Annotated in this window: 25 protein-coding genes and 1 tRNA gene; 14 read left to right on the forward strand and 12 right to left on the reverse strand. The window is 66.4% G+C overall.

Going from position 1 to position 23,518, the window contains the following annotated elements:
* Positions 1 to 302 precede the first annotated feature (302 nt).
* Together IMZ29_RS11780 and IMZ29_RS11785 are read right to left on the reverse strand one after the other, a co-directional pair.
* The gene (locus IMZ29_RS11780; protein ID WP_216183959.1) at positions 303 to 1,208 is read right to left on the reverse strand and encodes a cell division protein FtsX; all 906 of its coding nucleotides are present in this window, start codon (positions 1,206 to 1,208) and stop codon (positions 303 to 305) included.
* Entirely contained in the window at positions 1,205 to 1,915 is a 711-nt protein-coding gene (locus IMZ29_RS11785) for a cell division ATP-binding protein FtsE (protein WP_216183961.1), read from the reverse strand. The genes IMZ29_RS11780 and IMZ29_RS11785 overlap by 4 nt, the downstream gene beginning before the upstream one ends.
* Positions 1,916 to 2,184: 269 nt before the next feature.
* Here IMZ29_RS11785 and IMZ29_RS11790 point away from each other — a divergent pair, with 269 nt between their 5' ends.
* The 4 genes from IMZ29_RS11790 to IMZ29_RS11805 all read left to right on the forward strand — a co-directional run bounded on the left by IMZ29_RS11790 (position 2,185) and on the right by IMZ29_RS11805 (position 6,414).
* Positions 2,185 to 3,207 carry an amino acid ABC transporter substrate-binding protein gene (locus IMZ29_RS11790; RefSeq protein ID WP_216183963.1) on the forward strand — a complete coding sequence of 341 codons (1,023 nt, stop codon included), beginning with the start codon at positions 2,185 to 2,187 and terminating at the stop codon, positions 3,205 to 3,207.
* A 102-nt stretch (positions 3,208 to 3,309) separates the two neighbouring features.
* Positions 3,310 to 4,503, forward strand: a complete 1,194-nt coding sequence (locus tag IMZ29_RS11795) for an amino acid ABC transporter permease (protein ID WP_216183965.1) — start codon at positions 3,310 to 3,312, stop codon at positions 4,501 to 4,503.
* A 1-nt stretch (position 4,504) separates the two neighbouring features.
* Positions 4,505 to 5,620 (forward strand): amino acid ABC transporter permease, encoded by a 1,116-nt coding sequence (locus IMZ29_RS11800; RefSeq protein ID WP_216183967.1) that lies wholly within the window; start codon positions 4,505 to 4,507, stop codon positions 5,618 to 5,620.
* A gap of 53 nt (positions 5,621 to 5,673) precedes the next feature.
* The gene (locus tag IMZ29_RS11805; protein WP_216183969.1) at positions 5,674 to 6,414 is read left to right on the forward strand and encodes an amino acid ABC transporter ATP-binding protein; all 741 of its coding nucleotides are present in this window, start codon (positions 5,674 to 5,676) and stop codon (positions 6,412 to 6,414) included.
* 14 nt (positions 6,415 to 6,428) lie between these two features.
* Here the strand turns inward: IMZ29_RS11805 and IMZ29_RS11810 are convergent, their stop codons facing one another.
* On the reverse strand, positions 6,429 to 7,316 hold the full coding sequence (locus tag IMZ29_RS11810) for a LysR family transcriptional regulator (protein ID WP_216183971.1): 888 nt from the start codon (positions 7,314 to 7,316) through the stop codon (positions 6,429 to 6,431).
* Positions 7,317 to 7,421: 105 nt separating this feature from the next.
* On the opposite strand from IMZ29_RS11810, the gene IMZ29_RS11815 reads away from it, so the two are divergent.
* A complete protein-coding gene (locus tag IMZ29_RS11815) occupies positions 7,422 to 8,699 on the forward strand; it encodes a flavin monoamine oxidase family protein (protein ID WP_253207058.1) in 1,278 nt (425 codons plus the stop codon).
* A gap of 80 nt (positions 8,700 to 8,779) precedes the next feature.
* Here IMZ29_RS11815 and IMZ29_RS11820 read toward each other — a convergent pair whose 3' ends face one another.
* Entirely contained in the window at positions 8,780 to 10,279 is a 1,500-nt protein-coding gene (locus IMZ29_RS11820) for a YifB family Mg chelatase-like AAA ATPase (RefSeq protein ID WP_216183975.1), read from the reverse strand.
* A gap of 147 nt (positions 10,280 to 10,426) precedes the next feature.
* On the opposite strand from IMZ29_RS11820, the gene IMZ29_RS11825 reads away from it, so the two are divergent.
* From IMZ29_RS11825 to IMZ29_RS11840, 4 genes are all read left to right on the forward strand, one after another.
* Complete coding sequence (locus tag IMZ29_RS11825) at positions 10,427 to 10,807, forward strand: hypothetical protein (RefSeq protein WP_216183976.1); 381 nt, start codon at positions 10,427 to 10,429, stop codon at positions 10,805 to 10,807.
* A gap of 458 nt (positions 10,808 to 11,265) precedes the next feature.
* On the forward strand, positions 11,266 to 12,003 hold the full coding sequence (locus IMZ29_RS11830) for a TorF family putative porin (RefSeq protein ID WP_216183978.1): 738 nt from the start codon (positions 11,266 to 11,268) through the stop codon (positions 12,001 to 12,003).
* 46 nt (positions 12,004 to 12,049) lie between these two features.
* Positions 12,050 to 12,388, forward strand: coding sequence for a P-II family nitrogen regulator (locus IMZ29_RS11835; RefSeq protein WP_216183982.1), 339 nt, complete (start codon positions 12,050 to 12,052; stop codon positions 12,386 to 12,388).
* Between the two features lie 13 nt (positions 12,389 to 12,401).
* Positions 12,402 to 13,760, forward strand: coding sequence for an ammonium transporter (locus IMZ29_RS11840; RefSeq protein WP_256445176.1), 1,359 nt, complete (start codon positions 12,402 to 12,404; stop codon positions 13,758 to 13,760).
* 157 nt (positions 13,761 to 13,917) lie between these two features.
* Here the strand turns inward: IMZ29_RS11840 and IMZ29_RS11845 are convergent, their stop codons facing one another.
* From IMZ29_RS11845 to gshB, 6 genes are all read right to left on the reverse strand, one after another.
* Positions 13,918 to 15,069, reverse strand: coding sequence for a metallophosphoesterase (locus IMZ29_RS11845; protein WP_253207068.1), 1,152 nt, complete (start codon positions 15,067 to 15,069; stop codon positions 13,918 to 13,920).
* A 116-nt stretch (positions 15,070 to 15,185) separates the two neighbouring features.
* Positions 15,186 to 15,467 carry an accessory factor UbiK family protein gene (locus tag IMZ29_RS11850; RefSeq protein WP_216183984.1) on the reverse strand — a complete coding sequence of 94 codons (282 nt, stop codon included), beginning with the start codon at positions 15,465 to 15,467 and terminating at the stop codon, positions 15,186 to 15,188.
* A gap of 72 nt (positions 15,468 to 15,539) precedes the next feature.
* Positions 15,540 to 17,249 carry a phosphoenolpyruvate--protein phosphotransferase gene (gene ptsP / locus IMZ29_RS11855; RefSeq protein ID WP_216183986.1) on the reverse strand — a complete coding sequence of 570 codons (1,710 nt, stop codon included), beginning with the start codon at positions 17,247 to 17,249 and terminating at the stop codon, positions 15,540 to 15,542.
* Between the two features lie 13 nt (positions 17,250 to 17,262).
* Positions 17,263 to 17,532: an HPr family phosphocarrier protein gene (locus IMZ29_RS11860; RefSeq protein WP_216184008.1), complete on the reverse strand. Its 270-nt coding sequence runs from the start codon at positions 17,530 to 17,532 to the stop codon at positions 17,263 to 17,265.
* Between the two features lie 88 nt (positions 17,533 to 17,620).
* Positions 17,621 to 18,073, reverse strand: coding sequence for a PTS sugar transporter subunit IIA (locus IMZ29_RS11865; RefSeq protein ID WP_216183987.1), 453 nt, complete (start codon positions 18,071 to 18,073; stop codon positions 17,621 to 17,623).
* The gene (gshB, locus tag IMZ29_RS11870; protein ID WP_216183989.1) at positions 18,070 to 19,035 is read right to left on the reverse strand and encodes a glutathione synthase; all 966 of its coding nucleotides are present in this window, start codon (positions 19,033 to 19,035) and stop codon (positions 18,070 to 18,072) included. Before gshB ends, IMZ29_RS11865 begins: the two co-directional genes overlap by 4 nt.
* Positions 19,036 to 19,153: 118 nt before the next feature.
* Here gshB and IMZ29_RS11875 point away from each other — a divergent pair, with 118 nt between their 5' ends.
* Complete coding sequence (locus IMZ29_RS11875; protein WP_216183991.1) at positions 19,154 to 19,396, forward strand: helix-turn-helix transcriptional regulator; 243 nt, start codon at positions 19,154 to 19,156, stop codon at positions 19,394 to 19,396.
* Here IMZ29_RS11875 and IMZ29_RS11880 read toward each other — a convergent pair.
* Positions 19,371 to 19,931 carry a hypothetical protein gene (locus IMZ29_RS11880; protein WP_216183993.1) on the reverse strand — a complete coding sequence of 187 codons (561 nt, stop codon included), beginning with the start codon at positions 19,929 to 19,931 and terminating at the stop codon, positions 19,371 to 19,373. The genes IMZ29_RS11875 and IMZ29_RS11880 overlap by 26 nt on opposite strands.
* Positions 19,932 to 20,018: 87 nt before the next feature.
* Between IMZ29_RS11880 and IMZ29_RS11885 the strand changes: the two genes are divergently transcribed.
* The 3 genes from IMZ29_RS11885 (at position 20,019) to gshA (ending at position 22,496) form a co-directional block, all read left to right on the forward strand.
* Positions 20,019 to 20,663, forward strand: a complete 645-nt coding sequence (locus IMZ29_RS11885; protein WP_216183995.1) for an alpha/beta fold hydrolase — start codon at positions 20,019 to 20,021, stop codon at positions 20,661 to 20,663.
* Positions 20,663 to 20,848: a serine aminopeptidase domain-containing protein gene (locus IMZ29_RS23315; protein ID WP_216183997.1), complete on the forward strand. Its 186-nt coding sequence runs from the start codon at positions 20,663 to 20,665 to the stop codon at positions 20,846 to 20,848. Before IMZ29_RS11885 ends, IMZ29_RS23315 begins: the two co-directional genes overlap by 1 nt.
* 73 nt (positions 20,849 to 20,921) lie before the next feature.
* Positions 20,922 to 22,496 carry a glutamate--cysteine ligase gene (gshA, locus tag IMZ29_RS11895; RefSeq protein ID WP_216183999.1) on the forward strand — a complete coding sequence of 525 codons (1,575 nt, stop codon included), beginning with the start codon at positions 20,922 to 20,924 and terminating at the stop codon, positions 22,494 to 22,496.
* A 79-nt stretch (positions 22,497 to 22,575) separates the two neighbouring features.
* Here gshA and IMZ29_RS11900 read toward each other — a convergent pair.
* Positions 22,576 to 22,651: transfer RNA gene (locus IMZ29_RS11900), tRNA-Arg, on the reverse strand.
* Positions 22,652 to 22,851: 200 nt separating this feature from the next.
* On the opposite strand from IMZ29_RS11900, the gene IMZ29_RS11905 reads away from it, so the two are divergent.
* Positions 22,852 to 23,518, forward strand: a 667-nt coding sequence (locus IMZ29_RS11905) for a c-type cytochrome (protein ID WP_216184001.1), incomplete at its 3' end; no start/stop codon positions are given.

Genomic DNA, 23,518 nt, shown 5'->3' on the forward strand with positions numbered 1-23,518 from the left:
CGACAAAAGCGAAGTTGTCCAGATTCGGTGCACACCTTCTGCACATCGTCGCTCCATGGAGAGTATCCACAGCCCCTGTGGATAAAAATCTTCCGCGCTACGCGCGGTAACCCCGTCGGCAGGGGGCCATGCAAACGTGCCTGTCAACGCTGTTGAGGGCCGCCATACGCCGATGGCGAGCACATGGTGCTAGGCCCCCTGCGATGCGCGTGCGAGCGCGCTGTGCGTGCGTTACGGGCACAGGAGCTCTGGGGACAGCCGGGGGATAAGAGGCAATGCCCGGCGCGTGGCGCCGGGCAGGATCAGAACCGCGTGTTGCGGGTAACGGACCAGCGTGCGGAGAACGCGCCCAACAGGGCGCCGCCGAGGATGAAGGCCGCCAGCCAGGCCCCACTTGGGAGCGTCAGGGCGAAATCACTGCCGTAACTGCGCGCGAGCTCGCGCACGGCGCCGTTGAGCAGCTGTAGGCCCAACAGCGAGCCTACGATGGCAAGCAGGCCTGCCGCGCCGACCGTGAGCGCGCCCAGGTAGAGGAAGGGGCGACGAACGAAACGCTCGGTGGCCCCCACCAGACGCGCCACGGTGATCTCCTCGCGCTGCGAGAGCGCCTGCATGCGCACGGTATTGAACACCGTGGCGAGCACGGCGATCGCCACACCGAGCGACAGCAGCAGGAGTCCGATGTTGGCGAACCGCAGCAGCGCCTGGAGCCGCTGCACCCACTCACTGTCGAGCTGGACGTTGTCCACGCCATCCCACTGGCGCCAGACGTTGGCCAGGCGCGCGGCACGTTCGGCGAAATCCGAGCCTGCCAGGCTCACGATGACGGCATCGGGCAGCGGATTCTGCGGCAAGACGGCGAGCGCATCGGACCAGGCGGGATTCGCCCGGAGTCCCGCAAGCGCCTGGTCCCGCGTGACGACCTGCACGCCCGCGATGTCGGCGCCGTGCTCGGTCTGGATCCGCTTGGCGAGGGCTGGCGCGGCACTCGCCGGGGCGGATGTGCGCAGAAAGACGGTGACTTCCGGGCCGGTGGTGAGGCTGCTCGCGATCGGCTGGACTGACACCAGCACGGCTGCGCCCATCAGCGGCACGGCCAGGGCGAGGGCGATGACAAGGATGTTGGCGAGGGACGAAAAGGGTTGCGCCGCGAGTCGGCGCAGGGTGACGCCCAGGGCGTAGCGGTGCTGGCGGAACCAGGCGTTCATGGACGTCCCCGCGCGGCGCCGGCTGTGGCGCTGGCCATGGCGGCCAAGGTCTTCTCGTCGTACACGCGGCCATTCTCCACATGAAGGATGCGGTTGGAATGGCCCGCGAGCAATTCGCGATCGTGCGTGGCGATCAGCATGGTCACCCCGACGCGGTTGAAATCCCGGAACACCTCGATGATGCGTTCGGCGCTCGCATGATCCAGGTTGGCGGTCGGCTCATCGGCGATCAGGATGGCGGGACGGTTGACGATCGCCCGGGCAATCGCCAGGCGCTGCTGATCACCGCCCGATAACTCGATGGGCCGCCGGGTCTCCTTGCCGGCGAGTCCGACCTTCTCGATCGCGGCCCGCGCACGCGCGGTGGCCGTTGCAGGGTCGTGCCCCGTGACGATCAGCGGCATGAGCACGTTGTCGAAGGCGCTGCGGTCGTTGAGCAGGTGGGTATCCTGCAGGATCACCCCCACGGCGCGTCGCAGGTAGGGTCGCGCCCGTGCCGTGAGCTTGCCCAGATCCTGACCGTTGACCTGGATGCGGCCACGGCTGGCCGGGATCAGACCGGCAATGAGCTTGAGCAGGGTGGACTTCCCGGCGCCGGAAGGTCCGGAGACGAAGACGAACTCCCCGGCGCCCACATGGAAGCTCGCATCGGCCAGGGCATTGATGCCTCGGCCATAGGACTTGAAGACGTGGCTGAATTCGATCATGAGGCGGAAATAGTACCCCAGCCGCAAGTCGCCGATGCACGTGATTGCGCCATGCTGGTGCGAGAATCGAGACGCTTTTTGCACCCGGGTGCATACGTGGTGCATGCAATGGCTGCATGGCACTGGGCGCGGATAAATCTGGTTTCTTTGGCACATAACTTGCACATGTGTGACCAGTCGCGTCGGGGATTACCCTGTTGTCACAGGCCCGGGTAGCGCCGCTACTATGTTTTGCCGCTGTACCCCCCATTTGCCGAGGAGATTCACCCATGAAGACTTTCTGGAAACCGCTCGCCCTGGCCACGGCCCTGTTCTCATTCACCGCTGGTGCCCAGGCAGGACAGACCTTCGATGCTGTCAAGAAGAAGGGCTATGTCCAATGCGGCTTCTCCACCGGCATTCCGGGTTTCTCCTTTGCCGACGGCAAGGGACAATGGACCGGGCTGGACGTCGACATGTGCCGTGCCGTGGCCGCCGCGATGTTCGGTGACGCGACCAAGTTCCGCGCGTCGCCGCTGAACACCCAGCAGCGTTTCACGGCGTTGCAGTCTGGCGAGATCGATGTGCTCACCCGCAACACCACCGTCACCCTGACGCGCGATTCGACGCTCGGCCTGCTCGGCGTTGGTGTCAACTACTACGACGGCCAGGGCGTGATGGTCACGACCAAGCTGGGCGTGGACAGCGCCAAGGATCTGTCTGGCGCCACCGTGTGTGTGCAGCCGGGCACCACCACCGAGCTCAACCTCGCCGACTGGTTCCGCGCGAACAAGCTCGACTTCAAGCCGGTCGTGATCGAGAAGTACGACGAAGTGGTCCGCGCGTTCGAATCCGGCCGCTGCGATGCCTTCACGACGGACAAGTCGCAGCTCGCGTCCACGCGTTCCACGCAGTTCGCCAACCCGGACGACTACAAGATCCTGCCCGAGGACTTCTCCAAGGAGCCGCTGGGCCCGATGGTGCGCCAGGGCGACGAGCAGTGGTTCAACGTGGTGCGCTGGACGCTGAACGCCATGATCGAAGCCGAGGAATACGGCATCAATTCGGGTAACGTCGACGAGATGATGAAGAGCACCAACCCGAACATCCAGCGCATCCTCGGCGTGACGCCGGGCATGGGCAAGAACCTCGGTCTGGATGACAAGTGGGCCTACAACATCATCAAGCAGGTGGGTAACTACGGCGAAAGCTTCGAGCGCAATCTGGGTGGCGGCAGCGCCATGAAGCTCGAGCGCGGCCTGAACGCGCAGTGGAAGGACGGCGGCCTGATGTACGCGTGGCCGGTGCGCTGATACCGCCTCGGCGGGCGAGTCGGGTGAACCGGCTCGCGCCACATGCCCGGGCATGGCCAGACAGCCTTGCCCGGGCCGCATGATTCCGTCACAGGTAACGGTATGGCTGCATCACCTGAAAAACCGCGCACCGAACGTCCTTCCGTGCGCCTGAGCTGGAACGATCCCACGCTGCGCGCCGTGGTCTACCAGGTCCTCGCGGTGGCTCTCGTGGGCTGGGCGATCTGGTTTCTCGTCTCCAACACGCTCAACAATCTGGCCACACGCAACATCGCCACGGGCTTCGGCTTCCTGAATCGGGAAGCGGGCTTTGCCATTGGCGAGAGCCTGATCGCCTACACCCCGGCCGATACGTATCGCCACGCGATCACCGTGGGCATCGTGAACACGCTGCGCGTGGCGGCTGTCGGCATCGTGCTCGCCACCGTGATCGGCACGATCGTGGGGATCGCACGACTCTCGCGCAACTGGCTCATCAGCCGACTCTCGAGCATCTACGTCGAAGTGCTGCGCAACATTCCGCTGCTGCTGCAACTCTTCTTCTGGTACGCGATCATCACCGAGAACACGGCCGGGCCGCGCCAGGCGTTGAATCCGCTGCCCGGCGTCTTCATCTCGAATCGCGGCATCAAGCTGCCGTGGATGACCGATGATCCTGGCTTCGACTTCCTGCTCTGGGGACTGTTGCTCGCCGTCGTGCTCACGCTGGGCTTTGCCCATTACGCGCGACGCCGACAGGCAAGTACGGGTCGCCGCCCCCCGGTGGGCAAGGTCGGCCTGGCGCTGATCCTCGGCCTGCCGCTCATCGGCTGGATGGTGGGCGGTGCCCCCACGGCGCTCGACATGCCGGAGCTGCGCGGCTTCAACTTCGTCGGTGGGCTCACGCTGTCGCCCGAGTTCGCGGCGCTGCTGGTGGGGCTCTCGATGTACACCTCGGCGTTCGTGGCCGAGATCGTGCGCTCAGGTATCCAGGCGGTGCCGAACGGCCAGACCGAAGCGGCGAGCGCGATCGGTCTGCGCAACAGCCTCGTGCTGCGTCTGGTGGTGCTGCCGCAGGCCCTGCGCGTCATCATCCCGCCGATGACGAGCACCTACCTCAACCTCATGAAGAACAGCTCGCTGGCCGTGGCCATCGGGTATCCGGACATCGTCTCGGTGGTCAACACCACGCTGAACCAGACGGGTCAGGCCATCGAGGGCGTGGCCATCATCATGGCGGCGTATCTGACGGTGAGCCTGTCGATCTCCCTCTTCATGAACTGGTACAACCGGCACATTGCGCTGGTGGAGCGATAGCATGCGCAGCACCGACATGACCTCTCCGCCCTCGCCCATTCCCGGCTCGGACACGCCCCCCATCCAGCGGCGCAGCGCCTGGCGCTGGGCGCGCGAAGGCCTCTTCTCCTCGCCGCTGAACATCCTCCTCACGGTGCTCTCCGTCTGGCTGATCCTCTACAGCCTGCCGGCCATCATCGACTGGGCGTTCCTCAGCGCGAACTTCACGGCCAGCACGGCGCAGGAATGCCGCGAGGTGACGGGGGCGTGCTGGGCTTTCATCCGTGAGAAGCACCGGCTCATCCTCTTCGGCCTGTATCCGTACGACGAGCAGTGGCGCCCCCTGCTGGTGGCCATCATCCTCACGGGCACGCTCGTGATCAGTGCGATCCCCCGCTTCTGGCGCCGCAGCCTGGCGCTCGTCTGGGTGGTGTCGCTCACCGCGTCAGGTGTGCTGATGTGGGGCGGCGTGCTGGGACTCACCTATGTGGACAACAGCCGCTGGGGCGGTCTGCCCCTGACGCTGATCCTGTCGACGTTCGGCATCGCCTTCGCCTTCCCGCTTGGCGTGCTGCTGGCGTTGGGACGACGCTCCAAGCTGCCGGCGATCCGCACGATCTGCACGGTGTACATCGAGCTGATCCGGGGCGTGCCCCTCATCAGCCTGCTCTTCATGTCCTCGGTGATGCTGCCGCTCTTCCTGCCGGTGGGCTTTTCCATCGACAAGCTCCTTCGTGCGCAGATCGCCATCATCATGTTCGCGGCCGCCTACGTGGCCGAGACGGTGCGCGGCGGCCTGCAGGCCATCCCGAAGGGCCAGATCGAGGGTGCCGAGTCCATTGGGCTGTCCTACTGGCAGCAGATGCGCATGATCGTGTTGCCGCAAGCGTTGAAGATCGTCATCCCGCCCCTGGTCGGGATCTTCATCTCGCTCTTCAAGGACACCTCGCTCGTGGTGATCATCGGCATCTTCGACTTGACCCAGGCGGCCAAGGCGGCGCTGTCCGATGCCGCGTGGCGTGGCTTCGGTGTCGAGGTGTATGTCTTCATCTCGATCATCTACTTCATCTACTGCTACTCGATGTCCAAGTACAGCCAGGCGCTCGAGCGCCGGTTGTCCACAGGACATCATCGTTGATGCGCGGGGCCGGCACGCCGGCCCCGTTCGAGAACATTGCTGGGAGCATTGACATGGTCGAAGCCATCATCACCATGCAGGACCTGAACAAGTGGTATGGCCAGTTCCACGTGCTGCGTCACATCAATCTCGATGTGGCCCGCGGCGAGCGCATCGTCATCTGCGGACCGTCCGGCTCGGGCAAGTCCACCCTGATCCGCTGCATCAACCGCCTCGAAGAACACCAGCAGGGCACGCTGGTGGTCAACGGCACCGAACTCACCAACAACCTGAAGAACATCGAGACCATTCGCCGCGACGTGGGCATGGTGTTCCAGCACTTCAATCTCTTTCCGCACCTGACGGTGCTGGAGAATCTGACGCTCGGGCCGGTGTGGGTGCTCAAGCAGCCGCGCGCCGAGGCCGAGGCCACAGCCATGAAGTACCTGGAGCGCGTGCGCATCCCCGAGCAGGCGAACAAATACCCCGGCCAGCTCTCGGGCGGGCAGCAGCAACGGGTGGCGATCGCCCGGTCGCTCTGCATGAATCCCAAGATCATGCTGTTCGATGAGCCCACGTCCGCCCTGGACCCGGAAATGGTCAAGGAAGTGCTGGACGTGATGGTCAACCTGGCTACCGAGAGCGGCATGACCATGTTGTGCGTGACCCATGAGATGGGTTTTGCGCGCAAGGTGGCCAATCGGGTGATCTTCATGGACCGCGGCGAGATCATCGAAGAGAACACGCCGGATCAGTTCTTCGACAATCCGCAGAATCCGCGCACCCAGTTGTTCCTGAGCCAGATCCTGCATTGAGGTGGCGGGGTAGCCTACCGGCTGCCCTCGTTCTCATCCGCGAGCAGCGTCGTCAGCCGCACGCGCATCCAGTCGGCGGCGCTGCTGAGCGTCATACCCTGCAGCCACACCATCCGCACGGGCAACTGCGGCAACGCCATGGTGGGGCAGTCGAGTTGCCGCAACGACGTCGAGTTGCTCTCGTATTCGGTGATGCTGGTGGGAAGAATCGCCCAGCCCAGATCGTCGGCCACCATCTCTGCCATGCTGTAGCAGCTGTCTGCCTTCCAGACGCGCGGGCTGTAGGCGATCTCATCCACGCCATCGGTGTGCATGAGCAATTGCCGGTACTTGGCCAGATCCTGCTGGGATACGCGCTCGAGCCCGAGCAAGGGGTGGCCCTTGCAGACGAACACCCCTTGCTGCAGATACCCGAGATGGCTTTGATCGAAGGCCTGAGACAAGGCGCCCCGCATCAGTTGGACGCCGACCTGCACGCGTTCCTGGCGCACGTACTGGGCGACTTCGGCGGCCGTGCCATTGAGCAGCGTCAGTTCGAGCTGGGGATAGGCGGCGGAGAAGTCGCGCAACAGCCGCGCGATGGGGCCATACGGCAGGGCTTCGTCCAGGGCAATGGCGAGCTTGGCCTGTTCGCCGGCTGCCAGCGCTTGGGCCCGATGATCGAAGACGTCGGCCTGGCGCAACATTTCTCGTGCTTCGCGCAGCAGCACGTCACCCGCTTCAGTCAATGACGCGCGATACCGGCTGCGGTCGAAAAGCTCGACCGACAGATCGGCCTCGAGCAGAGAGATGGCCGTGCTGACCGCAGATTGGGCCTTGCCGAGCCGTCGGGCACCGCCGCTGATGGACCCGGCCTCGGCGGCCGCCACGAAAAGGCGCAGCTGATCCAGATCCCATTGCATCGGGACACTCTATCAGCATTCCCGATGGAGTTCATCTTGGCGCCCTCGGCACGCACGGCAAGAATGGCGCCGTGTTCATTTCGGAACGGCCGTGCCTCACAGGCCATGCTTCATGTCATCTTTTCCAGGTCATGTCGACGCGTCGTGGTCGGTGCGGGCGCTGCCGGTCTGGCGGCTGCCCACCGTCTGCAATCGCGCGGCCACACCGTGCTCGTGCTGGAAGCCAGCCAGCGGATCGGCGGTCGCGCCCATACGGACGTCTCGACCTTCTCCACCCCGATGGATCTGGGCTGCGCCTGGCTGCATCGGGCGGATCGCAACCCGCTGTCGGCTGTTGCCCGAGACCTCGGTTTTGGCGTGATGAGCCACGACGACGCGCCCGAGCACATCCGGGACGACGGTGTCGAGATCGATGCCGACGCGCGTCTGGCCTGGCATCGTGCCAGGTCCCGCCTGAGCAAGGCCGTGGCTTCCTATGGCATGCTCGGCAACAACGACATCGCCGTGAGCGCGCTGGTGCCTGACGATCGGCACTGGACGCACCTGGCCGCACTGGCGAACATCGCAGAGCTGGACTGTGGCGGGCCGAGCGGGCGCACGTCCACCCGCGGCCTGCAGTTCCAGGGGGATACCTGGCCCAACGTGCTGGTGCGCGAGGGCATGGGCGAGATCGTGCGTCACCTGGGCCGGGGGCTGACCATCGCGCTCGGCCAGCCGGTGTCGGCCATCGACGACACGGGCCATGGCGTGACGGTGACCGCCGCCGGCGGCACGGTGCGGGCTGCCCACTGCATCGTGACGGTGTCCACCGGCGTGCTGCGCGCCGAGATGATCCGGTTCCCGCGCGGGCTCGGCAACGAGTATCTGCGAGCGCTGGAGGCCATGCCCATGGGGCACTTCAACAAGGTCATCGTGGAATTCGACCGGCCGATCCCGGGCGTGGCCCCAGGCGACATCGTCAACGAGGGGCGCACGGGCGATCCCGAGCGCGCGCTGCAGTTTCTCATCGGCCCCTGGAACACGACGTCTGTCGTGGCCTATGCGGGAGGCGACTATGGGCGCCACCTTAGCGAATCGCCGGCCGACACCGCCGTGGACGAGGTGGTGAGCCGCTTCACGCGCTGCATGGGCGGACTCGGTGCGCACCGCGTGGTGCGCCAGCGTGTGACGGACTGGTCGCGCAATGCGCTCTTTCAGGGCAGCTACGCCTATCTGCAAACCGGGGGCGGCGAGGCGCGCCGCATCCTGGGCGCCGAGGGGGACAGCCGCGTCCATTTTGCCGGCGAAGCCACGGCGACCGAGCTCGCGCAGACCTGCGGCGGGGCTTACCTCACAGGTATCGCCGCTGCACAACGGGTGCACGAGGCCGTCGAACTGGCGTGAGCGGTCTGCGGCAGGCCACCCGGTAAGCGCAAGCTCTTCAGTCATCGGCGCTGCGCGGCGAGACCGCGTCACTGGCAGGTCTACGTGAGCCGCCGATACTGAATGGCTTCAGCCAGGTGATCGGCGCCGACCTCGGCCTCATGGGCCAAGTCCGCGATGGTGCGCGCCACGCGCAGCACGCGGTGCGCCGCGCGCGCCGACCAGTCCATCCCCACCATGGCCGAGCGCCAGAGATCGCGCGCCGTGCCCTGCAGCGCGGCGCGATGCTCCAGCTCGGCGGCCCCGAGCGTGGCGTTCGCGCCGTGCTGGCGCGCCTGTTGGCGGGCACGGGCGGCGGCCACGCGCACCGCCACGGCGGCCGACGGCTCCCCAGGCGGAGCATCCAGCCATCCGGCATCTGCCGGCGGCAATTCGATATGGATGTCGATGCGATCCAGTAAGGGGCCGGACAGGCGGGCACCGTAGCGCGCGAGCTGGTCCGGCGAGCATCGGCAGGCCTTGCGGGGATGGCCATGCCAGCCGCAGGGGCAAGGGTTCATGGCGGCAACGAGTTGGAAGCGCGCCGGATACTCCACGCGGTGCTGCGCGCGCGTGATCGCGACCTTGCCCGTTTCCAGCGGTTCACGCAGGGCTTCGAGCGCGTGGCGTCCGAATTCCGGGAGTTCGTCGAGAAACAGCACGCCGAGATGGGCGAGACTGATCTCGCCCGGTTGCGGCCGGCTGCCGCCCCCGATGATCGCCGCGCGCGACGCCGAGTGGTGCGGCGCGCGGAACGGGCGCCGGCCGAGGACGACGGCCTCGCCAGCGATGCCGTGGATCGCGGCAGCCTCCAGCGCCTCGGTGCCGGCCAGGGGTGGCAACAGACCGGGCAGTCGCTCGGCCAGCATGCTCTTGCCGGCACCCGGCGGCCCCGTCATCAGCAGACCGTGTCCGCCCGCGGCGGCCACTTCGAGCGCCCGGCGTGCCGGACCCTGGCCTCTCACGTCGCCCAGGCATGGCCCGCGAGCCACGGCTGCCGTGCTGGCCGTGGGCGCTGAAGGGGCGGAGAGTTCGCCCTCGCCCGCGAGATAGGCCGCGACCTCGGTCAACGTGGCCGCAGCCAGCACGGTGATACCGGGTACGTCCCGCGCCTGAGCCGCGCTCTCGGGCGGCAGCACGAGCGTCGCGTCAGGTTGCGTGCGTGCCACCGCGAGCGAAATGGCCAGCGCCCCTTGCACGGGCACCAGGGCACCCGTGAGCGAAAGCTCACCCGCAAAGACGTGACGGCTCAGATCCCGGCTTGGGTGCAGGGTGGACAGCCCGGCGGCGAGGAGTACGCCCAGCGCAATGGGCAGATCGAAGCGGCCCGACTCCTTGGGCAGATCCGCAGGCGCGAGATTGGCCGTGAGGCGCCCGGGCGGAAAGGCGAATCCGCTGCTGGCCAGGGCGGCGCGCACGCGTTCGCGGCTTTCACGCACTTCAGCGTCCGCGAGGCCCACGACATGAAACGCGGGCAGGCCGGCGGCCACGTGGACCTCGACGCGCACGGCCGGGGCGGTGAGCCCGGCCAAGGCGCGACTGGCGAGCACAGCTAGCGTCATTGGGAATAGTCTCGAAGCGTGGGTGACAGGCCAGTATCCAACGCGGGTGCAGCGCGTGGACGTCTGCTGCGTGGGAATGCACACAGCGCACGAGATCGGTGTTGCGCTCATGCTCGCGGCTTGCGTGACTGCGATGGATCGAGCTTTATGGTGCAATCGGCCATGCGTCGTTGCCGGGTCTCAACGATTTCCCAGGGAAAGGTTCCGAACACCGTGAAACGTCTTTCGCGAATAGGGGTATCTATCATCATGGTGCTGGTGGGCGTTGCACCGCTCGCCTCAGTCGCGCTGGCCGGTTTCATTGCACAGGTCAACGGTTGCGGTCTGCATGAGGGATATCCGCAGCCTTGCATCGTTCTCGGCGCCGATATCGGCGGCGTGCTCTACACGATGACGGCATTGGGCTGGCTCATGCTGATCTCGTTGCTGTTTCTGGCAGGCGGGCTCTTGGGACTGGCGGCCGAAGGGCTTCGGTGGTTGACGCACCTGGCGCTCAAGAAGAGGCGTCACGACAAGCTCGGCCGATAGCTCCCGCACATCGAGCTTTGGCCGCCAACCGGCGCCTGGGTGGCCAGACCACAGAGCTCGCAGTTCACGGCGTGATCCGTGATCGTTTCTCCCAGTCCCCAACTTTCTCCCGGACGTCTTCCGAAGGTCGTGACATGCCAGCGCGCTCGCGAGCTGTGCGAGGAGAACGCACCCAGCGTCAACTGGAACGACCTGGAAGTCATTCGTTACGCGGTGCCGTCCAATGATGGTGCATGGCATGGGCCTTTGCTGCGAGAGAAGGCATGTGCCGCACCATCATGGTGCTTGTGCACGTCGGTGGGGCACGTGAACACCGGCCGACGGTGCATTCCAGTGCCGATACATCCGGAGAACCGCAGAAAAGAAAATTGGCATAGGCGTTGCTTTGTAAAACACGAACCGGTGGAGAACCGGTCGTTCCATCCAACGCCTGTCTTTCGGTTCTGTCCGGAGTCACCATGAGAAAAGCCCTGCTGGCCGCCGCCGTCCTCTCCACCCTCGGGAGTTCCGCCGCCTTCGCGCAAGCCAGTACCGCGGCGAGCACGTCGCCGCACACCTTCTCGGCCAACGTCGGTCTGGTGAGCGACTATCGCTTCCGCGGTTTCACGCAGACGAACCTGCGTCCGGCGATCCAGGGCGGTTTCGACTACGAGCACGCCTCGGGCTTCTATCTGGGCAACTGGAACTCCAACGTGGCCGACGAGCTGTTCCCCGGCGGCAACATCGAGATGGACTTCTATGGTGGGTACAAACACCAGTTTGGCGATGTGGGTCTGGACGTCGGCGTCCTGCACTACTACTACCCCGGTTCGGAAGCCGCCAAGGGCGGCACGATCAAGAACACCGAACTCTATGCCGGCCTGAGCTACGGCCCGTTCTCGCTCAAGTACTCCCATGGCGTGTCCGACTTCTTCGGCGTGCCGGATTCCAAGAACAACTTCTACGTGGACGCGGGCCTGGCCGTGCCGCTGAACGATGGCTGGGGCATCAACGCGCACGTCGGTTATCAGCGACTCAAGAACGACCCGGCCATCAGCGGCTACGTGGACTACTCGCTGGGCGTGACGAAGGAGCTCGCGGGCTGGGAGCTCGGCGCCAAGGTGGTCGCGACCAATCAGAAGGATTGGTACCAAACGAGCAAGGGCCGCGACGCAGGTCGTACGGGCGTGGTGTTCAGCGTCGCCCGGGCCTTCTGAGGCGCCGGGTGAGCGCCGCCGACATTTTTCTGATCAGGAGAAACGCATGAAACTCATCACTGCGATCATCAAGCCGTTCAAGCTTGACGAAGTGCGCGAGGCCCTCTCGGGTGTCGGCGTGCAAGGCGTGACCGTGACCGAAATCAAGGGTTTCGGCCGTCAGAAAGGCCATACGGAGCTGTACCGCGGCGCCGAATATGTGGTCGATTTCCTCCCGAAAATCAAGATCGAGGTGGCGCTGTCCGCCGAGCTCGTCGACACCGCGGTCGAGGCCATCGAGGCCGCTGCCCGTACCGGCAAGATCGGCGACGGCAAGATCTTCGTCTCCTCGCTCGAACAAGTGATTCGTATCCGTACCGGCGAGTCGGGCGTCAACGCACTCTAAGGAAGAATAGACAATGAACAAGAAGATGGCCCTTCCCGCCCTGGCTGCGACGTTGGCGGGTTCCCTGGTATCCATGGCCGCGATGGCTCAGGATGCTGCTGCCACGGCCACTGCTGCCGCTGCTGAAACCGTGGTCGAGACCACGCCCGGTCTGGTGGGCGCGGATCTGGCCTGGCTCAGCACGTCCACCTTGCTGGTGCTGATGATGGCCGTGCCCGGCCTGGCGCTGTTCTACGGCGGCATGGTCCGCGGCAAGAACATGCTGTCCACGCTCATGCAGGTCACGGCGACGTTCTGCCTTGCCGTGGTGTTGTGGTTCATCTACGGCTACTCGCTCGCCTTCACCGAAGGCAACGCGATCTTCGGCGGGTTCGACCGTCTGTTCCTGTCCGGGACGTTCGATGCTGTCACGGGTGTGTTCGCCATGTCCGACACGGTGCCGGAGATCAGCTTCGCCGCATTCCAGGCCACGTTCGCGGGCATCACGTGCGCGCTGATCGTGGGCGGTCTGGCCGAGCGTGCGCGCTTTTCCGCCGTGTTGCTCTTTACCGTCATCTGGATGACGTTCGCCTACGTGCCGGCCGCGCACATGGTGTGGGGCGATGGCCTGGTGGCACAGTGGGGCGCGCTCGACTTCGCTGGTGGCACGGTGGTGCACATCAATGCCGGTGTGGCCGGTCTGGTCGGTGCCTACGTGATTGGCAAGCGCATTGGTTACGGCCGTGAAGCGCTCAAGCCGCACAACCTGCCGATGACGATGATCGGTGCGGCCCTGCTGTGGGTGGGCTGGTTCGGCTTCAACGCTGGCTCGGCGCTGGCCGCTGACGGTATCGCTGCGCTGGCTTTCATCAACACGCTGGTGGCGACGGCCGGTGCCATGATGGCCTGGATGTTCACCGAGTGGGCCGCCAAGGGCAAGCCCTCGATGCTGGGCGCCGCGTCCGGCATGATCGCCGGTCTGGTTGGCATCACCCCGGCTGCAGGCTTCGTGGGCCCGGTCGGCGCGCTCGTGATCGGCGTGGTCTGCGGCATCGTCTGCGTGTGGGGCGTCAACGGTCTCAAGCGCATGCTGGGGGCGGACGATTCGCTCGACGTGTTCGGCCTGCACGCCGTCGGCGGCATCGTCGGTGCGGTGCTCACTGCGGTGTTCACGGCCACCAGCATGGGCGGTACGGGTGATGGCGACGCGTCCATGCTGATGCAGACGTGGATCCAGATCGAAGGCATCCTGCTGACGATCGTCTGGTCTGGGGTGGTCGCCTTCATCGCCTTCAAGATCGCGGATGTCGTGCTCGGGCTGCGTGTCTCCGAAGAAGAAGAGCGTCAAGGTCTGGACATTTCGTCGCACGGCGAAACGGCCTACCACTCGTGATGTCCGGCGGCGCGCCAGGCGCGCCGCTCCCTTGCGAGGCATGAATGCCGAAGGGCCCCTGAACGGGGCCCTTCGGCATTTCGGCGTCTACGCTGGGTGATCGCGACGCGGCCCGAGGGTCACACCGGGCTTTTGAACGGGGTGCACATTGCACCCCTCAGGCGGGCAGCAGACGTAGCCGGGTGATCTCTGAACGCGCACCCAGACGCAGGGGCGGGCCCCAGTATCCGGTGCCGCGGCTCACATACACCTGCATGGCACCGTGGCGATGCAGCCCGGCGACCACCGGTTGCTGCAACGGCACGAACCAGTTCCACGGCAGGAACTGCCCGCCGTGGGTGTGTCCGGACAGCTGAAGATCGAACCCTGCGGGTTCGGCGGCGAACATCGTGCGCGGCTGGTGGGCCAGGAGAATGCGGGGCACGCCGGCCGGCGCGCCTGCGGCGGCGCGCGCAGGATCGCTCGCGTGTCGCGCAGAAAAGCTGGCAGCATTGAAATCAGTCACGCCGGCCATGACCAGACGAGCGTCACCTTGCTGGATCACGACGTGCTCGTTGAGCAGCACGGTGAGACCAAGCCGTCGAAACTCCGCAACCCAGGCATCGGCACCCGCGTAATACTCGTGGTTGCCGGTGACGAGAAAGACCCCATGGCGTGCCTGCAGTTCGCCCAGCGGCCGCGTATGTTCGGTGAGCTGTTGGACGCTGCCGTCCACCACGTCGCCCGTGATGACGATGGCGTCGGCCTGCTGTGCGTTGGCGGCATCGACCATGGCCTGCACATAGCCGCGCTTGATCGTGGGCCCGACATGGATGTCGGTGAGCTGGACGATGGTGAAGCCCGCCAAGGCGGACGGCAGGCCGGGCAGGCGCACGTCCACCTCGAGCACGGGCGCGCGTCGACGGGCGTTGACCAGGCCGATGGCGCTGAAGACCAGGGCAAGCCAGGGAATCGCGCGGCGTGATAGGTCGACGGCAGCTTCTGGCATGCCGTGCAGCCCGAAGGCGAAGCTGCCCAGGACCCAGACGCACAGCACCACGTCTCGTAACAGCGTGAGCACGAAGAGCGAGGAAAAGAGGCCCAGGGCAAGAAATCCGGCCCAGGCGGCCACATCGCTGCCACCGGATGCCTGGCTGCGTCGGCGCGAGAATCCGATCAGGACGGCGACGTAGCAGGCGAGCATGAGCGCGGCACCGGCGAACGCGGCGATGCCACCGGCAGGGACGGCCAGGCGCACGGCGGCATACACGTGCGCCAGCAGCAAGATGATGGGCAGACGGGCAAACCAGCGACGCACGCGCGACTCCAGGGCAGGCTCAGGGGCGGGAGCGGCGAGCAGCGCCGCGGATGGGCACGCAGCGCGCGTCGTGACGCTTTGTCGGTGTCAGCGCCAGGGCGCGGATGTGCGCCTGGCGTTGGGGGGCCTCAGGAGGCCAGATCGCCCTCGGGCGGCGCGGGCGGGATTGGCGAGGTCGCGCCGCCGGCTTCCAGGCGCTTGACCTGGTTTTCGAGGGCATCCAGACGGGCGCGCGTGCGGGCCAGCAACTCTGCCTGAATGTCGAATTCTTCTCGGGTGACGAGATCCAGCCGCCCGAAGGCATCCGTGAGCATCGCCTTGACGTTGCGTTGCACGTCGGCCGCAGGACTGCGAGCGATCAGATCGGAAACGTTTTTCTGGATTTCGTCCATCCAGGAATTCCGGCTCATGGTGGTGCCTCTCGTGAAAAGGGATAGTGTAGAGGACACAGGCTCGCAATCGGCGGGCCTGGCCGGCAACGCCTACAGGGAGGCGAGATCCACCGCCTCGGCGCGGTTGAGGGCGGCCGCCACCCGCGTGCGCAGGGCGTTGGAATGCGCCCGCAGGATCTCGCGCTTGACGTCCAGCATCTGCTGCGAGTGCATGGAGAAATTCGTGAGGCCCAGCCCGAGCAGCAGCCGGGTGAGGCTCACGTCCCCTGCCATCTCGCCGCAGACCGACACCGGCTTGCCCGCGCGGGCACCGGCGTTGATGGTGTGGGCGATGAGCCTGAGCACCGCCGGGTGCAGCGGATCGTACAGCCGCGCGACGGTCGGATCGGCGCGATCGATGGCGAGCGTGTACTGGATCAGATCGTTGGTGCCGATCGACAGGAAATCCAGGGTTTCGGCAAAAGGCTCGATGGCGATGGCGATGGCGGGGATCTCCACCATGGCGCCGACCTCCACGCGCTCGGCATAGGCCTGCCCTCGCGCGTCCAGATCCTGCTTGGCGCTGTCGATGGCCGCGAGGCACGCATGGACTTCATGCATGTGCGCGATCATCGGCAGCAGAATGCGCACGTGCCCATGCGCTGACGCCCGCAGGATGGCGCGCAGTTGTGCGGCGAACATGTCGGGTCGGGCCAGGCAATAGCGCACGGCGCGCTCGCCCAGTGCCGGGTTGGTGGTCACTGCGGCATCGTCGTCCAGCGTCTTGTCCGAGCCGATGTCCAGCGTCCGGATGGTGACGGGTCGCCCGTCCATGGTGCGCACCACCGAGGCGTAGGCGGCGTACTGCTCTTCCTCGTCCGGCAGATCCGCGCGATTCATGAAGAGGAATTCGCTGCGGAACAGACCAATGCCTTCGGCGCCGGCGGCCAGCGCGGAGACGGCTTCTTCAGGCCACTCGATGTTCGCCTGCAGCCCGATGCGAATGCCGTCCAGCGTGACGGGCGGCGTGTCCTTGATGAGGGTGAGTGCTGCGCGCTCGGCGGCGTAACCGGCCTGCCGCTGAGCATACTCGGCCAGAACGGCGGGCGACGGGTTGATGAGCACGACGCCTGCTTCGCCGTCCACCACGAGGATGTCACCTTCCTGGGCGAACTGGCAGACGTGGTTCAGGCCCACCACGGCAGGCACGCCCATGCTGCGCGCCACGATGGCCGTGTGCGAGGTGGCGCCGCCCAGATCGGTCACGAACGCGGCGAATTGTGCGCCCCGCAGCTTGACCATGTCGGCGGGGGAGATGTCGTGCGCGACCACCACCAGGGCTTCGGCACTGTCATCGTTGGCCACGGGCGTGGAGATCTCGGGCGCGCCAGCGAGCACCTGCAGCACACGTTCGATGACGTGTCGCACGTCGCTCGAGCGTTCACGCAGGTATTCGTCGCTCATGGCGGCGAACTGCTCGCCCACCAGCTGACCCTGGGCGGTGAGGGCCCACTCCGCGTTGTAGTGCTTCTCGCGAATGAGAACGAGCGGCTCCTGCGTGAGCATCGGATCGGCCAGCAGCATCGCGTGCACTTGCAGCAGCGCGCCCAGCTCGCGCGGCGAATCCGGCGGCAGTTGATCTGCCAGCCGCAGGAATTCGTCGCGGGCACGTTCGAGCGCCTCGGCCAGGCGTGCGCACTCGCTTTCCGTATCCTCGGGGGCGATCCGGTAGTGCGACACCTCCAGCGCGGCGGCGCCCAGAACGACGGCACGACCGACGGCGTAGCCTCGCGAGGCGGCCAATCCGTGCAAGGACAGCATCGCGTCGGCCACGTTATTCGGCCTCGCCGAAGCGGTCTTGAAAGAGGGCCTGGATGTTCTCGAGCGCCTGGGCGGCATCGCGTCCCGTGGCGTCGACCGTCACCGTGGTGCCCTTGCCTGCGGCCAGCATCATGACGCCCATGATGCTCTTGGCGTTCACACGCTTGCCGGCGCGCGCGATGAAGATGTCGCTCTCGAAACGGCTCGCGAGCTGTGTGAGCTTGGCCGAGGCGCGCGCGTGCAGGCCGAGTTTGTTGCTCACGACGATGTCGATTGCGTGCACGTCGTCGGCGGTCGGATCTGCGGGAGGCGCCATGAGAGTCATCGTGAAAAGGGAATGAAAGGCAAGGGATGTCGCGGAATCCGTGGGCTCAGACGATGTCGTCGTCCACTTGTAGCACCGCCTGGCGCGCGCCGGCCATGGCCTGGCGCGCGACCTCGCGCAGGGGCGCATTGCGATAGGTGATGGCACGCAGCAGCATGGCCATGTTGGCCCCGGCCACGAGGTTCACCTCGTGACCGCCCGCGCGCGCCGCGGCAGCGGCCCGGGTGGCGACGTTCGACGGCGTGGCGCCGAGCACGTCGGTGAGCACCAGGACACCGCCTCCGGCGTCGGCATCGTCGATGAGCCGGCGCACCGCGGCTTCCGAATCCTCGGGACGGTCGGCGGAGCCGACGTCATGGATCAGCACGCCGCTCTGGCCCGCGAAGACATGCCGGCCGCAGGCGTACAGCGCGCTGGCCATCGGCTCGTGTGCCACGATGACCAGGCCCACGGCGGGCAGCGGGGCGTCGCCCGGCGCAGCCGGGACACAGGCGATCATGCCGGTCTCGATCCCACGGCGGCTTCGAGCGCCTGGGCAAAGCGGGCTGCGACGTCAAAGCCGGTCTGCTCGGTGATCTCGACAAAGCAGGTCGGGCTCGTGACGTTGATCTCGGTGATGTAGTCGCCGATCATGTCCAGGCCGATCAGCAGCAGCCCGCGGCCGGCCAGGCGCTGGCCGATCGCGGTGGCCACGGCGCGGTCGTGCTCGCGCAGCGGTTGGGCCACGCCGCGTCCGCCCGCGGCCAGATTGCCGCGAGTCTCGCCCGCCTGGGGAATGCGCGCCAGCACGTACGGCACCGGCTCACCGCCGATGATGAGCACGCGCTTGTCGCCTTCGGTGATCGCCGGGATGTAGCGCTGGGCCATGATCGTGCGCCGGCCCTCGTCGGTCAGCACTTCCAGGATCACGTTCAGGTTCGGGTCGCCTGCGCGCACACGGAAGATGCCCGTGCCGCCCATGCCGTCCAGCGGCTTGAAGATGACGTCGCCGTGCTCGGCCAGGAATTCGCGCAGACGCGCCATGCCACGCGTGACGAGGGTGGGCGCCGTGTACTCCGGGAACTCGGCGATCGCGAGCTTCTCGGGGTGGTTGCGAATGGCCGCGCCGGCGTTGAAGACACGGGCGCCTTCGACTTGCGCACGCTCGAGCAGGTGCGTGGCGTAGACGTACTCCATGTCGAAGGGCGGATCCTTGCGCATGACCACGGCGTCGTAGCTCGACAAAGCGAGCGTCTCCATGGCTTGCGCCTGCCACCAGCCGGGTTCGTGAAGATCCGCGTCTGGCACCAGGGTGATGGGCGTGGCGTCGGCAAACACCTTGGCGTCACGCAGGAAGATGTCGCCCTGCAGCGCCGTGTGGATGTCGTGGCCGCGGGCGACCAGGCCCCGCATCATGGCCACGGAGGAGTCTTTATAGGCCTTGAGCTCAGGCAGGGGATCAACGATGAACAGAATCTTCATGATGCGTATGGCGCAAGACTGCCGTGCCCAACAGTGTGAAATGTCGTTACTATTTTGTTACAGACACCGTTAGCGAAGCGTTGCGTTTCTAGCGACCTTGGTGTCGAGGGAGAGAGGGATGGATGTGAAAACCGTCGTGCTGTCGGCCCGACAGACGGAGTGCCTGTGGTGGGCCTCGCTGGGCAAGACCGCCAAGGAGACAGCCCTCATTCTCGGAGTGACGGAACGCACTGTCAACTTTCACCTCTATACCGCCTTTGGCAAACTGAATGTGCACAGCAAGAATGCTGCGGTGGCCAAGGCCGTGCGCTTCAACCTGCTGACCGAAGCGCCGGCTACTGCATCCGTACGGAATCGATGAAGGTCCGGGCGGTCTCCTCGGACAGCGCCCGGCGCGGGCCGAGGGCTGCCACTTCGATCAGGCGGTCCCCGACCAGAACCACCCGGGCCAGCAGCCAGGCTGGCTCGCCGTTGGGGCTGCCGGAGAATTCGAGCTCGTGCGCGGGAACGGGCGGACGCGTGCCATGCCCTGCCGCGCGAATCTGCACGTCGCGCCGGGTGCGCTCGGTGGCTTGCAGGTTGCGGGCAAGGCCGTCTTCGAGCGCGGCGCGATAGCGGTCGCGGTCAGCGGCGTCGATCGCCGCAGGCAGGACGATATGGCCCACGGCGAAAATCGCGCCATCGACTTGTGCCGTGGTGAGGGTGAACGGTGCGCTGCTGCCCGCCACGGGCAGGGTGCGCGTTTCCGTCTGGGGACGCGCCGGGAAGGCGACGATCACGACGCCATCGGCGGCTGGCATTTCGCGCCAGTTGAGGGCCGGCGTACAGGCGCCCGCGAGGCCGCTGGCCACGAGCGCCAGGGCCAGCAGTCCGCGGCGGCGCGTGATGTTACACATGATTTGTCCCCCAACCGGGTGTGCGTGCGCGACAATCGCTCCCGCCGCGCGGGCACCCTCGCCCGCCTTCCTGCACGGAGTGTTCGATTGTCGCCGATTTCCATGATCCCCGCCCTGGATGGGACGCTCCTCGCGAGCTACCGCTGGGCCCTGCCGGCCGGCATGGAGCGCGGACGCGGTGTGTATCTGCTGCATGGACTGAGCGAGTACGCCGGCCGCTACGAGCACGTGGCCGACTGGCTCAATGCCCGGGGCTGGGACGTGGCTTCGCATGATCACCGCGGCCACGGCCGCTCCAAGGGCCGGCGCGCGTCGCTGCGTCGCAGTGACGACCTCATCGCGGACGCCGAGCAGCAGATCGCTGCCTATGCCGAGGTGCTTGGCGCGCCGCCGGTGGTGCTGGGCCACAGCATGGGCGGGCTGGTGGCCGCACACGTGGCGCTGCGCGGCAAGGTCGAGATCGCCGGTCTTGTGCTGTGCAGCCCGGCCCTGCGCATCGTGGTCAACGGAATGCAGCGCGCCGCGCTGCGCACCCTCCGGGTCGTGGCGCCCAGCCTGCCCGTGCCCAACAACAACCGTCGCGCCAAGCTTTCGCACGACCAGGCCGTGACCGACGCCTACGCCACCGACCCGCTCGTCAACCGGGTGGTCACGGCGCGTCTGGCTGCGTTCCTGGCGGATTACGGGCCGAAGGCCATTGCCCACGCCGGCGATTTGCGGGTGCGCACCTGATGATGGTGGCAGGTGCGGACACCTTGGTGGACAACGCCGGCAGCCGCGCCTTTGCCGATGCCGCGCCGCCGGGACGCCTGGCCATGCGCTGGTATGACCAGGCCTGGCACGAGATCCTCAACGAGACGCCCGCCATCTCGGCGCCCGCCTACGCCGATCTGGACACCTGGCTGACGGAAATCTGAAGCGGGTGCAGAATGCGCTATAAAGCGCCATCCGCCAGCGCGTCGCGCTGGCTTTGTGCGTGAAGGAATCCGCTTGAACGACCCGCTAGCCCAACGCCTGGCCTTGTTGTCCCGACCGGAGTCCGCCAGGCTACTCGCCGGCGGACTGCAGGGTGTCGAAAAGGAAAGCCTGCGCGTGCGCCCTGATGGCACGCTTGCCCCCACCCCGCATCCGCCGGCCCTGGGCTCTGCCCTCACCCACCCCAGCATCACCACGGACTACGCCGAGGCGCTGCTCGAGTTCGTCACGGGCACGCATGGCGACGCCGATGCCCTAGTCGGGCAGCTGCGCGACATTCATCGCTTCGTGTATTCGGAATTGGGCGACGAGCTCCTCTGGAATCAGTCGATGCCCTGCCCGCTCCCGCCGGAGCCGGACATCGCCATCGGCTGGTATGGCACGTCCAACAGCGGCATGCTCAAGCACGTCTATCGACGCGGCCTGGCGTTGCGCTACGGCAAGGCCATGCAGTGCATCGCCGGGATCCATTACAACTTCTCGCTCGCCCCGGGTGTGTGGGATGCGCTGGCCGAGCCCGGCGATACGCGTGACGCGCAAACGCGGCAGTCCGAAGGCTACATCGGGCTGATCCGCAACTTCAGCCGGTTCAGCTGGCTGCTCATGTATCTCTTCGGGGCGTCGCCCGCGCTGTCGGCGGACTTCCTGCGTGGGCGCGAGCACGGCCTGCAGTCGCTGGGCGAGGACACGCTCTACCTGCCGTGGGCCACGAGCTTGCGCATGAGCGACCTGGGCTACCAGAACCAGGCACAGTCCGGGCTGCGCCCGTGCTACACGGATCTGGATTCCTACCTGAAGAATCTCTATCACGCGGTCAATCAGCCGTGGCCTGCGTACGAGCGCATCGGCACGCATCAGAATGGCGAATGGGTGCAGCTGAGCACCCACATCCTGCAGATCGAGAACGAGTACTACTCGAGCATCCGGCCCAAGCGGGTGGCGCGGCGTGGCGAGCGGCCCTTGCGCGCGCTGCAGGAGCGCGGCGTGCAGTATGTGGAAGTGCGTTGTCTGGACATCGACCCCTTCGAGCCCACGGGCATCAGCGCCGAGACCTGCCGCTTTCTCAACGCCTTCCTGCTGCTGTGTGCCATCGAGCCCAGCCCGCTGCTGCCGCAAGGCGGCTGGTGTGCGCAGAGTGCGGCCAATTTCGCCGCGGTGGTCAAGGAAGGCCGCAAGCCGGGACTCGCCCTGTTGCGCCAGGGCGAATCGGTGCCCCTCACCACCTGGGCGCATGACCTGCTCGACCAGATCGGCCGGTGTGCCGAGGCCATCGATGCGGTCGTGGGCGGCACGGGCCATGCGCAGGCGGTGCAGGCACAGCGCGCCAAGGTCGACGATGCCGAGAAGACGCCGTCGGCCCGCGTGCTGGCCGGGCTGCGCGAAACGGGACAATCCTTCGAGGCGTACTTCCTGGGGCTGGGCAAGGCGCACGCCCAGGCGTTGCGCGCCGAGCCCTTGTCAGCCGAGACGCGCGCGGCGTTCGAGGCTGCACGCCAGGCGTCGGTGAGCGAGCAGGCCGAACTCGAACAGACCCAATCCGGGGATTTCGATGCCTATGTGCAGGCGTATCACGCGAGCCTGAGCGACTGAGCGCGGGTCGCGGCCATGGCGCCGCGCGCCTGCAACGAAAAGGGGTTGGCGCCTTGCGGTGCCAACCCCTTGGTATTCGTGGCGCGCCCGGCTGGAATCGAACCAGCGACCCTTGGCTTCGGAGGCCAATACTCTATCCCCTGAGCTACGGGCGCGCTAAAGCGAGGCATTGTATCCCACTTGGCCTGCAAGGGCATGAACCCGGGGTAAACCCAGGGTCCGTGCCCGCCTAGCGATGTTCTCCCGGAACGCGGTCCCGTTTATAATCAGTTGTTTTTCTGTATCCGGGTATATCGCGCACAATAAGTCTTCACGCCAGCTCCTGGATTTCGTTCCACCCGCACGCAGGACCGCTATGAGCAACGCGCAGGAAAATCATAACGAGCACCAGTCGCTCATCAAGACGCCCAAACAACTGATCACGGTGGGAGTGCTGGCATTCATTCTGCCAGTCGTGATCATTCTCATGCTTGCGTACTACGTGGCGGGGGGCACCCGTACGTCGGAAGGTTCGCGTGCGCTCACGGCCGAGGCCACGGATGCCCGGATCGCCCCGGTGGCGGGCTTTGAGCTCGTGGATGCCAACGCGCCGCGCGAATTCATGACCGGCGAGGCCGTGTACAAGCAAGTCTGTACGGCCTGTCATGCTACCGGCACGGCCGGTGCGCCGCGCACGGGCGACAAGGCCGCCTGGGCGCCGCTCATCGCGTCCGGGCTGGACGAGATGGTGAAGATCGCGATCCAGGGCAAGGGCGCGATGCCGCCCAAAGGTGGCGCGGCCAACCTGAGCGATTACGAAGTGGCGCGTGCCGTGGTGTACCTGGCCAACCAGGGCGGCGGCACGTTCGACGAGCCCGCGGCCCCCGCGCAGGAAGGCGAGCAGGCACCTGCGCAAGGGCAAGCTGCCGCACCAGCCACACCGGCCGCACCAGCCGCACCAGCCGCGCCTGCTGCTGCACCTGCCGCTGCCGCGTCGGCGCCCGCTGCGGCACCCCAGGCAGAAGCGCCTGCTGCTGCCGCCC

The organism is Verticiella alkaliphila, assembly GCF_018904615.1.
GTDB classification, from domain to species: Bacteria; Pseudomonadota; Gammaproteobacteria; order Burkholderiales; family Burkholderiaceae_B; genus Verticiella; species Verticiella alkaliphila.